Source organism: Microbulbifer harenosus (assembly GCF_005771435.1).
Taxonomy (GTDB): domain Bacteria; phylum Pseudomonadota; class Gammaproteobacteria; order Pseudomonadales; family Cellvibrionaceae; genus Microbulbifer; species Microbulbifer harenosus.
The window spans coordinates 126,638-140,904 of the sequence record NZ_VANI01000013.1 but is presented as its reverse complement, the minus strand read 5'-3'; the positions used below and the strand labels follow the sequence as shown (position 1 = coordinate 140,904).

At 58.1% G+C, this 14,267-nt stretch carries 10 protein-coding genes; 6 read left to right on the top strand and 4 right to left on the bottom strand.

Going from position 1 to position 14,267, the window contains the following annotated elements; all coding sequences use genetic code 11:
• Nucleotides 1-88 precede the first annotated feature (88 nt).
• A complete protein-coding gene (gene tpx / locus FDY93_RS12990) occupies nucleotides 89-583 on the top strand; it encodes a thiol peroxidase (RefSeq protein ID WP_138236187.1) in 495 nt (164 codons plus the stop codon).
• A 241-nt stretch (nucleotides 584-824) separates the two neighbouring features.
• On the opposite strand, the gene FDY93_RS12985 is transcribed toward tpx, so the two are convergent.
• The 3 genes from FDY93_RS12985 to FDY93_RS12975 form a co-directional block, all read right to left on the bottom strand.
• Nucleotides 825-2,711, bottom strand: a complete 1,887-nt coding sequence (locus FDY93_RS12985; protein WP_138236186.1) for an MFS transporter — start codon at nucleotides 2,709-2,711, stop codon at nucleotides 825-827.
• 144 nt (nucleotides 2,712-2,855) lie between these two features.
• Nucleotides 2,856-4,940, bottom strand: a complete 2,085-nt coding sequence (locus FDY93_RS12980; protein WP_138236185.1) for a M13 family metallopeptidase — start codon at nucleotides 4,938-4,940, stop codon at nucleotides 2,856-2,858.
• Nucleotides 4,941-5,119: 179 nt separating this feature from the next.
• Nucleotides 5,120-6,355, bottom strand: coding sequence for a TonB family protein (locus FDY93_RS12975; RefSeq protein WP_138236184.1), 1,236 nt, complete (start codon nucleotides 6,353-6,355; stop codon nucleotides 5,120-5,122).
• Here FDY93_RS12975 and FDY93_RS12970 point away from each other — a divergent pair.
• From FDY93_RS12970 to FDY93_RS12955, 4 genes are all read left to right on the top strand, one after another.
• Nucleotides 6,333-6,539 carry a hypothetical protein gene (locus FDY93_RS12970; protein WP_138236183.1) on the top strand — a complete coding sequence of 69 codons (207 nt, stop codon included), beginning with the start codon at nucleotides 6,333-6,335 and terminating at the stop codon, nucleotides 6,537-6,539. The two genes, FDY93_RS12975 and FDY93_RS12970, sit on opposite strands and share 23 nt — an antisense overlap.
• 261 nt (nucleotides 6,540-6,800) lie before the next feature.
• Complete coding sequence (locus FDY93_RS12965; RefSeq protein ID WP_138236182.1) at nucleotides 6,801-7,502, top strand: cyclic nucleotide-binding domain-containing protein; 702 nt, start codon at nucleotides 6,801-6,803, stop codon at nucleotides 7,500-7,502.
• 336 nt (nucleotides 7,503-7,838) lie between these two features.
• On the top strand, nucleotides 7,839-9,005 hold the full coding sequence (locus tag FDY93_RS12960) for an efflux RND transporter periplasmic adaptor subunit (RefSeq protein ID WP_138236181.1): 1,167 nt from the start codon (nucleotides 7,839-7,841) through the stop codon (nucleotides 9,003-9,005).
• Nucleotides 9,002-12,172, top strand: coding sequence for an efflux RND transporter permease subunit (locus FDY93_RS12955; protein ID WP_138236180.1), 3,171 nt, complete (start codon nucleotides 9,002-9,004; stop codon nucleotides 12,170-12,172). The genes FDY93_RS12960 and FDY93_RS12955 overlap by 4 nt, the downstream gene beginning before the upstream one ends.
• Before the next feature lie 101 nt (nucleotides 12,173-12,273).
• Here the strand turns inward: FDY93_RS12955 and FDY93_RS12950 are convergent, their stop codons facing one another.
• Nucleotides 12,274-13,137 (bottom strand): hypothetical protein, encoded by an 864-nt coding sequence (locus FDY93_RS12950; RefSeq protein ID WP_138236179.1) that lies wholly within the window; start codon nucleotides 13,135-13,137, stop codon nucleotides 12,274-12,276.
• 321 nt (nucleotides 13,138-13,458) lie between these two features.
• Between FDY93_RS12950 and FDY93_RS12945 the strand changes: the two genes are divergently transcribed.
• Complete coding sequence (locus FDY93_RS12945) at nucleotides 13,459-14,106, top strand: hypothetical protein (RefSeq protein ID WP_138236178.1); 648 nt, start codon at nucleotides 13,459-13,461, stop codon at nucleotides 14,104-14,106.
• The last annotated feature ends 161 nt before the right edge of the window (nucleotides 14,107-14,267 follow it).

Genomic DNA, 14,267 nt, shown 5'->3' with positions numbered 1-14,267 from the left:
TACCCCATTGACTCGCCATGCTGCGGGCACTTTCAATAAAGTATTCATACGCGAAGTTTTAACAATCAGTTACGTCAAGGACTGCACCATGGCCAATATCACTCTGAAAGGAAATCCCATCACCACCGTTGGCGAGCTGCCCGCCGTTGGCAGCCAGGCGCCAGCCTTTACCCTGGTACAGGGCGACCTGTCGGAACTCAACCTGTCTGACCTCGCCGGCAAGCGCGTGGTTCTGAATATTTTCCCCTCTGTGGATACTCCCACCTGTGCCATGTCCGTGCGCGCATTCAATGAAAAGGTCGCGTCACTGGATAACACCGTTGTGGTCTGTGTATCTGCGGACCTGCCCTTCGCCATGACCCGCTTCTGTGGCGCCGAGGGTATCGAGAACGTGAAGCTGGGCTCTGCGTTCCGCTCGGATTTTGGCGGTGATTACGGCGTGGCGTTCGAGACCGGCCCACTGAAAGGCCTGCTGTCCCGCGCGGTGGTGGTGATCGACGAAAACGGCAAGGTGGCCTACACCGAGCAGGTGGCGGAAACCGCCAATGAGCCGGATTACGAGGCGGCTCTGGCTGCGCTCTGATTGTCTATCGAGACCAAAATCCGGAATAGCGTCCGCTGTTCCTCGAAACACCCCGCGTTTTGCGGGGTGTTTCGCTTCGGGGCTTCCAATTTATCTGAGCGCGTCTGAGTGCACCTCTGCGGTGAAGCAGAAGTGGTATGAATACCCTATTCGGCGTTGAGTATGCAGCGCATTTCTGTGGCCTTCCTCTCGGGCAAACGACTGTTGTGGACATGAATACCGCGATGCCAATTGCGCTGATTTATCGGTGCTCGCCGCGCAGTCCCAATACGGTTTCCTGTAGTTTTTCTGCCTTGACCATGGCCGCTTCCAGCGGCGGTCCCGCCACCACGCAGACTTTTGACCAGAACCTTCGCGGCAGCGTGCTAAACGCATGGCCGTCCTTGTGGCTGAAAAAACTGCCCCACAGGCCGCGCAGTGCCATGGGGATAACCGGCACCGGTGTGCGTTGCAGGATTTTCTCGATCCCGGCCTTGAACGGTTGCAGTTCGCCGTCTTTGGTCAGCTGACCTTCGGGAAAAATGCACAGCAGATCGCCGTCTTTCAATCCCTGTTCAATCGCTTCAAACGCGCGCGCGTAGCCCTCCGGATCCTTTTCTTTGGAACAGATGGGAATGGCGCGGCTGGTCTTGAAGATAAAGTGCAGTACCGGAATTTCATAGATCGGCTTGTACATGATGAAGCGGATCGGGCGGCGCACCGCGCCGGCCAGCAGCAGCGCGTCCACATAACTCACATGGTTGCAGGCAATAATGGCGGGCCCCTCGGCGGGGATCTGCTCCAGCCCCTCGTGTTTCACCCGGTACATGGTGTGCGACAGCAGCCAGATCAGCAGGCGCATGGCGAATTCCGGCACCTTGGTGAACACAAAGAGCGCCACCGCCGCATTCATCAGCGCAATGATCAGGAAAAACTGCGGGATGGTTGCCCCCAGCACATTCAGGAATACGATACCGAGCACCGCCGCCACCACCATGAACAGCGCGTTCAGCACATTGTTCACGGCAATGATCCGTGCGCGGATTTCAGGCGCCGAGCGCTCCTGCATCATCGAATAGAGCGGGACAATAAAGAAACCACCGAAGATACCGATCAGGGTCAGGCTGACGAGAATGCCGAGGGAGCCCTCATTGGCCCAAAAGGCGGCGACGCTGCCGTCCGCCGGCGGCTGGTAACTGCCGGTGGTCGACGCCAGGAGTATGCCGACAATGGTCAGCCCCGCCGCGCCGATGGGCACCAGCCCCAGCTCCACGCGCCCCCCGGACAGGCGCCCACACAACAGCGAACCGACGGCCACACCGATGGTGAAACAGCACAGCAGCAGGGTGACCACCGATTCACTGCCACCCAGCACATTGCGGGTGAGGCTCGGAATCTGGGTGAGATAGGCGGCGCCCAGCAGCCAGAACCAGGAAATACCGATGATGGCGTAGAACACCGACGGTGTTTTCGCAGCCTCTCGGAGAATGCGCGCGGTCTGGGTGAACGGATTGTAGTTGAGGACCAGATCCGGTGCCGGCGCCGCCGCTGAGGGAATCGCGCGGCTGGCCAGATAACCCGCAATCGCGGTGATGGTGATCACCGCGGAAATCCATAGCAAACCCGACTCACCGTCACCGGTAAAGCCAGCCAGCAGACCGCCCACAATGGTGCCGAGCAGGATAGAAACGAAGGTGCCCATCTCTACCAGCGCATTGCCGCCCACTAACTCCGTTTTCTGTAGATGCTGGGGCAGGATGGCGTATTTCACCGGCCCGAAAAAGGTGGACTGGGCTCCGAGCAGGAACAGCACCAACAGGGACAGGTAGTTGTTGCCGCTGTACAGCGCGGCGATACCGAACAGCACAATGCCGATTTCTGCGAGCTTGATACGCCGTATCAACACGCTCTTGTCCAGCTTGTCGGCGATCTGGCCGGCGGTGGCGGAGAGCAGGAAGAACGGCAGGATAAACAGCCCAGCGGCGAGGTTGATCAGGAAATTGGCCTCATCGGTGGCCAGCCGGAAGGCGATCATCACGATCAGCGCGTTCTTGAATACATTGTCGTTGAAGGCGCCGAGGGACTGGGTGCAGAAGAAGGGTAGGAAGCGGCGGCTGCTGAGCAGGGCAAACTGGTTCGTGTGGGTCATGCGAATCCCCTGGAAGTCCGTTTTCGACATGGTATGCGATAACCGTACGGGATGCAGCGCTATCTCGATTGCAAAAAAAAGCCCCGCAACGGCGGGGCTCTCGGATCGGTGTTGGACGCTGGAGCTGGAATTACCAGATTCCCTTTACCAGATAACAACACGCTCCTCTTCCGGCAGGTACATACCATCGCCTTCCTTTACATCGAAGGCTTTGTAGAAGGCATCGAGGTTCGGCAGTACGCCCTGAACACGGTATTCTGCCGGGGAGTGTGGGTCGGTTTTCAGGCGCTCGCTCAGGGCTTCGTCACGCATCTTGCTGCGCCATACCTGCGCCCAGCCCAGGAACACGCGCTGATCGCCGGTGAAACCGTCAATGACCGGCGCTTCGGCGCCCTTCAGGGACATTTTGTAAGCCTTGTAGGCAATGCCGAGGCCGGACAGGTCGCCGATGTTCTCACCCAGGGTCAGCTCGCCGTTCACATGTTCACCTTCCAGCGGCTCGAAACCGTTGTACTGGGCCACCAGCTTGTTGGTGAGGCCTTCAAAGTTACTACGGTCGGAATCGGTCCACCAGTTGTTCAGGTAGCCCTTGCCATCGAACTTGCTGCCCTTGTCGTCGAAACCGTGTCCGATCTCGTGACCGATCACGCCGCCGATGCCGCCGTAGTTCACCGCGTCGTCCGCGTTCATGTTGAAGAACGGCGGTTGCAGGATGGCGGCGGGGAATACGATCTCATTCATTGCCGGATTGTAGTAGGCATTCACTGTCTGTGGGCTCATGCCCCACTCACCGCGGTCCAGCGGTTTGCCCAGCTTGTCGCGCTCGTGCAGGTTTTCAAACAGGGTGGCGGCAATGGCATTGCCCACCAGATCATCGGCCTTCACCTGCAGCGCACTGTAGTCGCGCCACTTATCCGGGTAACCGATCTTGGTGGTGAAGTTGGCCAGCTTGGTCAGGGCTTCCTTCTTGGTGTCTTCACTCATCCAGGTCAGGGATTCGATAGAATCCTTGTAGGCCGCTTTCAGGTTATCCACCAACTTGACCATGCGCGCCTTGGCCTCCGGTGGGAAGTATTTCTCCACATAGCGCTGGCCCACCAGCTCACCCACGGAACCGTTCACAAACTGCACCGCGCGCTTCCAGCGCGGTTCCATTTCTTTCACGCCGCGGATAGTGGTGCTGTAGAAATCGAAATGGGCCTGGGCCATCTCGCTGTGCATATAGGGCGCGGCGGCAGAGAGCACCTTGAGTTTCAGGTAACGCTTCCAGATGTCCAGTTCGGTATCCGCGATGATCTTGTTGGCCGCTTCCAGGTACTCCGGCTGGCCGACCACGAATTCCTGTGCTTTTTCCAGGTGGGCTTTCTGCAGATAGCTATCCCAGTCGACCGCCGGCATCATCGCCTTAAGTTCAACGAGGGTCTTCTTGTTGTAATACTTCTCCGGGTCGCGGTTGTCCACACGGGTGCGGTGGTGCTCCGCCAGGCTCTTTTCCAGCGCGTACAGGGTGTCGGCGTACTGCTCGGCATTGTCCAGTCCGGCGATCTGCTGAATTGTCACCATGTAGTCGCGGTAGGCCTGCTGTAGCTTCTGACCTTTTTCTGAATCGTCGAAGTAGTAATCACGATCCGGCAAGCCGAGGCCTGCCTGCCACATAAAAGTAATGTAGTTTTCTACCTGCTTCAGGTCCTGGTAGATGGTGCCGCCGAAAGGCACGTCATAGCCAACGGTGTCCGCGTAGGCGAAGAAGTCTGTCAGGTCCTTCTGGGACTGAATGGCATCGACTTTGGCCAGTTCTCCGGCAATGGCCGAAAACCCCTTCTTCTCGATCAGCTCTTCATTCATGTAACTGTTGTACAGGTCACCGATCTGTTTGGCGCCCGCGTTGCCCGCATGCTGGCCGGCTTCCATGATCAGGGCCTTCACTTCTTCTGTGGCCTTGTCGGCGAGAATAGTGAAGCCGCCCCAGCGGGATTTGTCCGCGGGGATTTCGGTATTCTTGATCCAGTTGCCGTTCACATAGGAGAAGAAGTCATCCTGTGGGCGCACGCTGGTGTCCATGGCGCTGAGGTCGATACCGGAGCCGAGGGTGGCCTGAGGGGCGGCGGCTTCGGCAGCTGGTTTGGTGTGCGCGGAATCCGCTTGTGGGCCCTCGGATTTCGAGCAGCCGGTCAGGGAGGTGCCGGCAACGACACCGGCGATCGCCAGGGGTAAAAGCAGTTTTTTCATGAATGGCCTTTTGGGCATGTTATGTCGTAGTCGGTCCGCGGACCGGATGGAGTCTGACTGGACATAGTATGCAAGTGCACTTGTGATGAGCAAGCGCCCTTGCGCCCAGTGGCTGGCGGTGGGCGATGGAATTCTGCACGCAATAAAAAACCCCGCGAGGGCGGGGTTTTTTGTGGACGTCAGTCCGGAAGGCGGAAGGTAATCGGTACCGTGAACCGGTATTCGTTCATTTTCAGCTGGGGAGGTGTGGCCGGGTAGGGGCCGGCGCGCTCCACTGCGTCCAATGCTTCGCGGTTGAGGCTGGAGTAGCGGGACTCCTGCAGAGTGGCCACGTTGGTCACATTGCCCTTGCTGTCGATGGTGACATTCAGGCGCACGCTGCCTTCCTGGCCGCGCTCCATGGCGCGCTTGGGATAGTTGATATGCTTGAAGGTATGGCGCAGCAGCATGGAGTGATATATCTGGCGGGCCAGAATCATATCTGCGGTGAGCGGTGCTTCGTCTTCCTCTTCCTCCAGCTCCTCTTCGTCCATGGGCGGTACTGCCGGACGCGTGGTGGTGGGCTTCAGCGGCTTGGGCTGCGTGGCCTGGGCCGTGGCAGGTTTTTCCGCTTTCGGCTCGGGGCGCCCCGGGGCCGCGGGAGTGACCGCCGCACTGCCGACGGCGGCGAGTGTGGGCGCGGGAATGTCGGCGCTCAGGTCAGGCTTGCTGACAGCGACGATCTGTGAGGACTCGGGCTTGGAGGCCTGTTTCTCTTCCTTTTTCGGCTCTTCCCTGGCGGGTTCGACGGCAGCGGCCACCTCTTCCGTTTCCTCGTAGGCCGCGCGCACCTGCGCAACACGCTCGGAACTGGGTTGCAGGGACTCAAACGTGGCCAGCAGACCACCGGTTACCTGGCCGGATTTCATCAGGTTATCGCGGAATTCCGTGGAAGGTGGCACGGGGCCAATCCAGGCGCGCATCAGCGTATTAAAGAAGCCGCGATCCTCGATTACGCCGAGTTCGACGCCGTTGAGGGATACCACGGTAGAGCCGCTGCCTGCCGCAAATTCGATACGCAGGCGGTCACCTGCAAGCAGGCGGCCTTTGAACAGGTTGGCGAAGGTCACCATGTTTTCCGCCTGGCCGGTGAGCGTGTCGCCGGCATTGTTGATGGCGATACCTTCCATCCACTGGTTGCGCAGGCGACGGGCGGAAAGGTGATCGGCAACAACGCGAATTTCCAGCGCCCGGGGCATATTATTATCGAGCAGGGAAGCGGAATCGTTTGATAAACGCTCGGCGTAAACCGCAGCGATGAATTGGTCTTTATTGAATTGTTGTTCCAGAGCCAGACCGTTCAGAAGCGGTGCCGCATTTACAGTCAGGGCCGCAGCGAACAACAGCAGGGCAATGACGAGTTTTGACGATTTCATTTTTGCTTTGATTTCTGTTTTAAAGCCGGATGGGCAGAAACCGGCAGAGAAAGCGCTGAAAAATCAATCAAAATACCCCAGACAAATTTCCAGCCGCTTCGATCGCACCCTCCCCCCGAAAGGTGCGCGCTCCGAAAAATCTCGTATGCTGCTGGCGGTCAATATTTCTCCAGTCGCAAAATGAAATGAATCGGGGCACCGCCCAACTCTACTTCAACTGCAATGGAGTTCAACCCTGAAATGGGTAAAATGTCTCGTTTTTTTAAATCCGCGACCTGTCGGGGCAGACAGTTATCACTTTCCGCCTAGAATGCGGCATCACCCGGTGCGCAGTGTATTGATTTAATACTGAGCATGCACCGAGAATGGGGGCCTGACGCTTCCCTGACATCAGGAACAGGGCGGGCTGTCGGTAACCCGAGCACAATACACAACCAAGAGTTACATGGATTACAAACCGCTTAGTGAATTTCCCAGGGATGCGGTCGATCGACTTCTGAATGTCATTCATCTCTTTCGTGATATTCGCGCCACCAGCGAGTGGCAGTACGACGTATTGTTGAAGCGCTCTCGCCTGGTTTCCCTGGCGCATGCGGAGGCGTTGCTGCATGCAGGGGATGTAGACCAGTGGGTGTATTTTCTGTTGCGTGGAGAGCTGCAGGTCCACGTGGACGATACGGCGGCGGCGCAGGGTGAACGGCCTCTCGCGGTAATTCGCCCCGGTGAGCTGTTTGGCGACCTGTCCATGCTTCTGGCGGAACCGCGCAGTGCGACCATCGTAGCGGCGCCAGTTGGCCAGGAGATCCAGGTACTGGCGGTGGACTGCACCCTTTTCGGCGATCTGGAAGACTTTTCACTACTGCATCTGCCGTCCAAACTGGTGTTCTACCGCAACATGGTGCACTCCCTGCGTTGGAAGCTGGAAGTATATCGATCCAAGTACCCATCCCATGAGCTTGCGAACAGCCACCGCCGGCTAAAACTCTACACCGGTCCCAAAAACTGCCGGGAGGAGTTGCACGCACTCGCGGATCAGGCGCGGGATCTGGCGCGGATTCTACTCGACTGGAATGCAGAATTTGGCAGCGGGCAGCTCGCCGCGGAAGAGTCTGATATGTCGGACTTTCTTGAATCTATACTCTCCTGAAGCGAATCGCGGCCGCTCACTTCTTTTTCCTGTCCGCCCGGCCCTATGGTCGACTAATCGCCGCGGTACTGCCGCGGTCGATCTACTCCTGATCCCATCTCCCTTTATTCCCATTGCAGGGGCATCCTCCGGAGCTGTATTCGGCGTGGGTGTTATGGGTGGATTTTGCCCTGCGGTAGGCGGGGCAAACTTTTCGAGGTGGAAGATTCCGGTGAATTTCGTAATCCGACAGCTGTGACCACTGCGTATGAAGACTTTTATGCATAGAATCCCCTCCGTATCAATACTGTCGGTTGAATGGCTTCCCCTCCCTTATTTGTATGCAGGAATGCAGGTATGAATTTTCTGTTGAAACTCTGGCGACAACGCAATTACCGGATGGCCTCGGTGGTGTCGCTGGTTGCGCTTGTCTGGTTACTGAGTGGGCTCTGGTCCGATGACGCTATTGATAGTGATGGCAAAGCGGGAGTGAAACTTAGCTCTGCGGGCGTCGAGGCCGATGCGCCCAGTGTCCGAGCCCGACAACTGGATGCGCAACCTTACGTTACCCGCGTGGTGGTAAACAGCCGCACCGAAGCCAATCGCACTGTGCGAGTGCGCGCGGAGCTGGATGGCGTCGTTGCCGCACTGCCGGTGGCGGAGGGCAAGTGGGTGGCAGCCGGCGATGTACTTTGCGAAATCGCCGCTGAAGATCGGCCGGAAAACCTGACACGCGCGCGCGCGGCTTTACGCAAGGCGGAACTGGACTTTGCGGGCGCCAAAAAACTGCAGGGCCGGGGACTGCAGTCCGAAGCGGCGATGGCGCAGCAGGAAGTGTCGCTGGCCAATGCGCGTGCGGATCTCAAGCGCGCCCAGGTGGAAGTGGACAATCTCACGATTCGGGCGCCGTTCGCCGGAATTATCAACAGCCGTGCGGTGGAACTGGGGGATTTTATCCGTCGCGGTGAGGAGTGTGCGACGGTGTTGGAGCTGGATCCGATGCTGGTAGTGGGAGAGGTTTCCGAGGCCCAGGTGGCCCACCTGCAAGTAGGGGCGCCGGCCAGTGCTCAGTTGCAATTGGGGCAGATTGTGGAGGGCAGTGTGCGCTACGTGAGCCAGGAGGCCCACCCGGTGACGCGCGCCTACCGGGTGGAAATGGAGGTTGCCAATCACGACGGCAAACTGCGGAGCGGCATCAGCGCGCGCCTGGCACTTCCCACTGGTGAAGTCCTGGCCCACCGGATCAACTCTTCATTGCTGACGCTGGACGACGACGGGCAATTGGGGGTGCGGACACTGGATACGGAACAGCGGGTTCGCTTTGCGCGGGTACAGCTGGTCAGTGATGAAAATGAAGGAGTTTGGATCACCGGTCTGCCGCCGCGTGTGACCCTGATTACCGTTGGACAGGAGTATGTGAGCGAGGGGGAGCGGGTTGATGCGGCACTGGAGGATGCTGCCGGGGATTTGGCTGCCCCGGTTGCCCAGTCTGCAGGCAGCGCCGATGGTGAGGCGCAGCCATGAAATTGTTGGAGAGTGCCGTCGAGCGTTTTCGCAGCAGCCTCAGTCTGATGCTGCTGATTGTCATCATGGGCATCGTCGCCCGCGGCGCTATGACCGTGGAATCAAGCCCCGAAGTCAACCCTCCCATTGTCATCGTGCAGGTGATGCACGAGGGTATTTCTCCGGAAGACGGGGTGCGGCTGCTGATCCGGCCGCTGGAGCAGGAAATTCGCGCATTGGAAGGCGTGGAAGAGGTGATCGCCACCGCGCGTGAATCTCTGGTGTATCTCGTGATCGAGTTCGACTCGGCCATGGATATCGACCACGCGGTAGACGAAGTGCGCAATGCGGTGGACCGTGCCAAGGCGGATCTGCCTCGGGATGCGGAAGAGCCGGTTGTGGAGGAGGCGTCGGCGCAACCTTTTCCCGCGATTGTAGTAACACTTGCGGGTAAGGGTGTCGGTGAGCGTGAGCTGCTGCGCAGTGCGCAACTACTGAAGCGCAAAATTGAAACGATCGGCGAAGTGCTGAGCGCGGATATCAACGGCAACCGGGAAGAAGTGGTGGAGGCCACTATAGATCCGGTGCGCCTGGAGCATTACCAGATCACCGGCAATGAACTGATCAATGCAGTGCTGGGCAACAATCTGCTGATTCCCGCCGGTGAGATGGATGTCAGCAGGGGGCGTTTTTCCGTCAAGGTGCCGGGCTTGATTGAAACAGCGGACGACGTTTATCAGATTCCACTTAAACAGTCCGCCCACGGCGTGGTGACCCTGGGGCAGGTGACGGATATCCGTCGTACCTTCAAGGACGCTACCAGCTACACCAGTGTAAATGGCCAACCCGGGCTCGCCATCAATGTGGAGAAACGCACCGGGGCCAGCGCCGTGGATCTGGCAGATCGTGTGCGCGCGGTGGTGAATGCTGAACGGAATTATCTGCCGCGTGGCGTGAAGGTGGATTTCGTGTTCGACATGTCGGAAGTCGCCCGGGACATGGTCAGCGAAATGGAGGGAAATATCCTTACCGCCATGTTGCTGGTGATGATCATTGTGGTGGGTGCGCTGGGGTTCCGCTCTGGACTGCTGGTGGGGTTCGGCATTCCGTTTTCTCTGTTGTTCGGCTCCATCATCACCTGGTATCTGGGGTACTCGTTCAACTTCATGGTGATGTTCGGCATGCTGCTCGCGCTCGGCATGCTAATTGACGGCTCCATCGTGATCACCGAGTTTGCCGACCGCAAAATGGCCGAAGGGCTGTCGGCGCGGGCGGCTTATTCCATCGCGGTGCGGCGCATGTTCTGGCCCGTAGTGGCCTCTACCGGTACCACGCTCGCCGCGTTCCTGCCGATCATCTTCTGGCCCGGAGTGGTGGGGGAATTCATGCGCTATCTGCCGGTGACCGTGTTCGCCGTGCTGGCCGGATCACTGGTCTACGCGCTGTTCTTTGCTCCGGTACTCGGCTCGGTGTTCGGCAAGAGCAATATGGATCTGCAGACCCAGCAATATCTCAGGCAGCTGGAAAATGGAGATCCTGTTTCCCTCGGTGGGATTACCGGTTTTTACGCGCGGATGCTCGATCCGGTGGTGCGGCGGCCCTTCGTGTCCTTCGCGGTGACGATTTTGGTGCTGATCGGTATCTTCATCGCCTTTGGCCGCTTTAATCCCGGGGTGGAATTCTTTACCGAGACCGAAGAGCAGTACGGCAACGTGGAAGTGCGCGCGCAGGGCAACCTGTCGCTCGAGGAGAAAAAAGCGCTGGTGGCCCAGGTGGAATCCGCGGTGATGCGAGTACCGGAAGTACGGGTGGTGTACACCGCCATAGGCTCCGGCGGCATTTCCGGCAACTCTGAAAAGTCACCGGACCAGATTGCCAATCTGCTCGTGGAGCTGCTGCCTTCTATGGAACGTGAGCGCAAGAGCCGGGAGATTTTCGCGGATATCCGCGAGCGCACCGGCCATTTCCCCGGAATAAAGACCAGTGCCAATGCATTCGAAGGCGGGCCGCCGGTGGGCAAGGATATCGTACTGGAATTGCGCAGCCGCAATTACGACAAGTTGCTCGGGGAAACCTGGCGTCTGCATCGGGCTCTGGAAAATGACTTCGAGGGGTTGCGGGATATCGTCAACACCGCGCCATTGCCGGGCATTGAATGGGAAGTGAAGGTCGACCGCGCCAAGGCGGCCCTGTATGGCGCCGATCTGACCGGAGTCGGCCGCGCCGTGCAGCTTGTGACCAACGGTGTGCTGATGGCGGAATATCGACCGGACGATTCCGATGAGGAAGTGGATATCCGCATCCGTTACCCGGACTACGCCCGCGGAATTGCCGCGCTGGACGAACTGAAAGTGAATACCCCGAATGGCGCGGTACCTGTCAGCAGTTTTGTCTCCACCGTGGCTGGCCCCAAGGTGGACAAGATCGAACGTATCGACGGTATCACCCGTATGCAGGTAAAAGCGGATGTGAATGACGGCGTTCTGGCGGATGACAAGGTGCGGGAAGTTCGCCAGTGGCTGCTACAACACCCGCTGGACGGCGAAGTGGAGTTGTTGTTCCGCGGTGCCGACGAAGATCAGGCCGAGTCTCTGGTTTTCCTGCAGGTAGCGTTTTCGCTGTCGCTGTTCCTGATGTTTATCCTGCTGGTAACCCAGTTCAACAGTTTCTATCAGTCCGCACTGATCCTCTCTTCGGTGATTATGTCTACCGCGGGTGTGATGCTGGGGCTGACTCTGACCCAGAGCACCTTCAGTGTGATTATGACCGGGGTGGGCATTGTGGCGCTGGCGGGCATCGTGGTGAACAACAATATTGTGCTGATAGATACCTACAACTATGTGCGTAAAGCCGAACCGCAGCTGAGCTGTGCCGCTGCTGCGGTCAAAGCATCGGCACAGCGTTTGCGCCCGGTATTCCTCACCACCGCCACGACTATTCTCGGGTTGTTACCGCTGGCGCTGGGGGTGAGTGTGGATATGGTAGGGCGCACCATCGTGGTCAACGGTGTGATCGCATCCTTCTGGGTGAAGCTGGCCAGCGCCATTGTCTACGGACTCAGTTTCTCGACGATTCTGACCCTGATTGTGACCCCGGTAATGCTTGCGCTGCCGTCGGCGCTCAGGGAAATCATAGGTGATGCGGTGGGGATGTTAAAATCGCGACTCCCGGATAAGGGAGTAAAGTGACCGGGTGGGATCAGGTGCCAGGTCGCCGATGACCTGACGACAGTCATAAAAAAACCCCGGGGAACCGGGGTTTTTTATTTTCGCCTGTCAGTAGTGACAGCTTAGCCTTGGGCCGGAGCCTTGGGCGGACGGCCGCGACGAGCCGGAGCCTTCTTGGCTGCACCAGCCTTGGGTGGGCGACCGGGCTTTTTCTTGGCGGCGCCAGACTTGGCGGGACGACCAGGCTTCTTGGCTGCGGGAGCGGCAGCGCCGGCTTCAGCTTTCTTTGGGCGACCAGGCTTCTTCTTGGCAGCGGTCTTGGCTTTGACGGCCGCTTTTTTGGCCTTCTCGGCGGCTTTCTTTTTGGCTACAGCTGCTTTTTTCTTCTCGGCAGCGGCTTTCTTCTTGGCAGCAGCGCTAGCCTTTTTCTTGGCAGCAGCGGCTTTTTTCTTCGCAGCGGCAGCGGCTTTCTTCTTGGCGGCAGCAGCGGCTTTCTTCTCAGCAGCGGCCTTCTTCTTGGCGGCAGCGGTGGCTTTCTTCTTCTCAGCGGCGGCTTTCTTCTTCTCAGCGGCGGTCAGCTTCTTGGTAATAGCTGCTTCTTCTTTGGCCACAGCCTTGGCTACTTTTGCCATCAGCTTGTTGTCAGCGGAGATGGCAGCCAGCTTGGCTTTCGCGTCGTTGGCAGCGGCTTTGGCGGCTGCGGCGAGCTTCTTGGCGGCTGCGGAAGCTTCCTGAGCGGCTTTTACTTGCTTCTGCTGCGCGGCAGACTTTTTCTTGGCGCGGGCAGCTTTTACCTTGGCTTGTGCTGCTGCGGCCTTCTTGGCTGCGGCTTCGGCATCTTTGGAAAGTTTGTCCGCTTCTTTCTTGGCTTCAGCTTCCTGGCCGCTGCGGGCTTTTTCGAGCTGGGCTTTAAGAGAGGCGAGTTCCGCTTCCAACTTTGCTACGGCACTCACCGGAGACGAGGTGGCTTTTTTACGTGCGGCCATAAAATATCCCTGTATCTGAATTTAATATCTAGGTGTTATCTTGGATGAGTGGAATTCATCGCGCTAATTGCAGCTCATTTATATACTTGAATGCAAGTGTTTTAAGGGTGTTTTTACTCTGTAATGAATAAATTTAAGGCTTTTTTTACTTTTATTGGGTTCTTCTGGTTGCTGCTCTGCGGATTTTGGGCTGTGCTCACCCTGGTGCGAGGCTCAGAGAGCGGTGCAACTGCAGCCTGGATCGGTCTTTTAATTAATGCCTGGGCATTACCTTCATGGATGCTGTTGCGCTATTTGTTTCCCGGGAAAATATCCGGGGATTTGCGTGAACCGGGTGCATTCGCCGGGGTGCTTGTGGGCCTCGCGCTGATATTGCTGACGGACAGCGAGCGCGGGTTGCCGGTCTATCTGGCGATATACAACCTGTTTGTATTTCTGTTTTACCTCCATCACCTGAGTTCGGTCGCATGGCCGCCGATGCCAGCGCCGGGAACTCTTTTTCCTGCACTCGAACACCGGGATGTCGGTCGCTGGCAGGCAGCGGAATACTGCCGAGAGCACGGGGTGAGGGGAGTGATTGTGCTCTTTCTGCGGGGAAGTTATTGCGCGGACAGTCGCCATCAGTTGTCTCAGCTGTACACCCTGCTTGAGGATTTGCAGCGGCAAAATGTGGGGCTGGTGCTCTGGAGCGTACAGTCGGAAGACCGCTGGCCGCACCATTTGCTTGCTCCGAATACGTCACAGGTAATTTTCCAGGTGAGACAACTGGCACAGCCGGTACCGGCGCTGTTCGCGGCCAGTAATGCCGCGCCGCTTATCCTGCATCCCTGGATTAAAGACGCTGCGCGTCCCAGTGCCTGGCTGCTGGATGCAGAGGGATATATTTTATGGCGGGAATTACCTGCCACTTATCGAATGCCGACAACGGTGGCTACGCTGCGCAACCAGCTGTTCCGTCTGCAAGAATAGAGCCCTGGGCAACGCTCGGGCGAAGGCCCGAGTGAGTCGGGATCACGGGGTGGATTTGTCGGGCGGACTACAGGTTGGGCAAAACAAAAGGCGATCGCTTTCCGCTACGCCTTTGTTTCTGTTTGGCCAATAGGGGCTATTGCCTGGTCAGTGCTGTGCCG

What these genes read in the sequence shown, in the direction of transcription:
- tpx (WP_138236187.1), top strand. Translation starts at nt 89, where the DNA reads ATGGCCAATATCACTCTGAAAGGAAATCCCATCACCACCGTTGGCGAG.
- FDY93_RS12985 (WP_138236186.1), bottom strand. Translation starts at nt 2,711, where the DNA reads ATGACCCACACGAACCAGTTTGCCCTGCTCAGCAGCCGCCGCTTCCTA.
- FDY93_RS12980 (WP_138236185.1), bottom strand. Translation starts at nt 4,940, where the DNA reads ATGAAAAAACTGCTTTTACCCCTGGCGATCGCCGGTGTCGTTGCCGGC.
- FDY93_RS12970 (WP_138236183.1), top strand. Translation starts at nt 6,333, where the DNA reads ATGACGAGTTTTGACGATTTCATTTTTGCTTTGATTTCTGTTTTAAAG.
- FDY93_RS12975 (WP_138236184.1), bottom strand. Translation starts at nt 6,355, where the DNA reads ATGAAATCGTCAAAACTCGTCATTGCCCTGCTGTTGTTCGCTGCGGCC.
- FDY93_RS12965 (WP_138236182.1), top strand. Translation starts at nt 6,801, where the DNA reads ATGGATTACAAACCGCTTAGTGAATTTCCCAGGGATGCGGTCGATCGA.
- FDY93_RS12960 (WP_138236181.1), top strand. Translation starts at nt 7,839, where the DNA reads ATGAATTTTCTGTTGAAACTCTGGCGACAACGCAATTACCGGATGGCC.
- FDY93_RS12955 (WP_138236180.1), top strand. Translation starts at nt 9,002, where the DNA reads ATGAAATTGTTGGAGAGTGCCGTCGAGCGTTTTCGCAGCAGCCTCAGT.
- FDY93_RS12950 (WP_138236179.1), bottom strand. Translation starts at nt 13,137, where the DNA reads ATGGCCGCACGTAAAAAAGCCACCTCGTCTCCGGTGAGTGCCGTAGCA.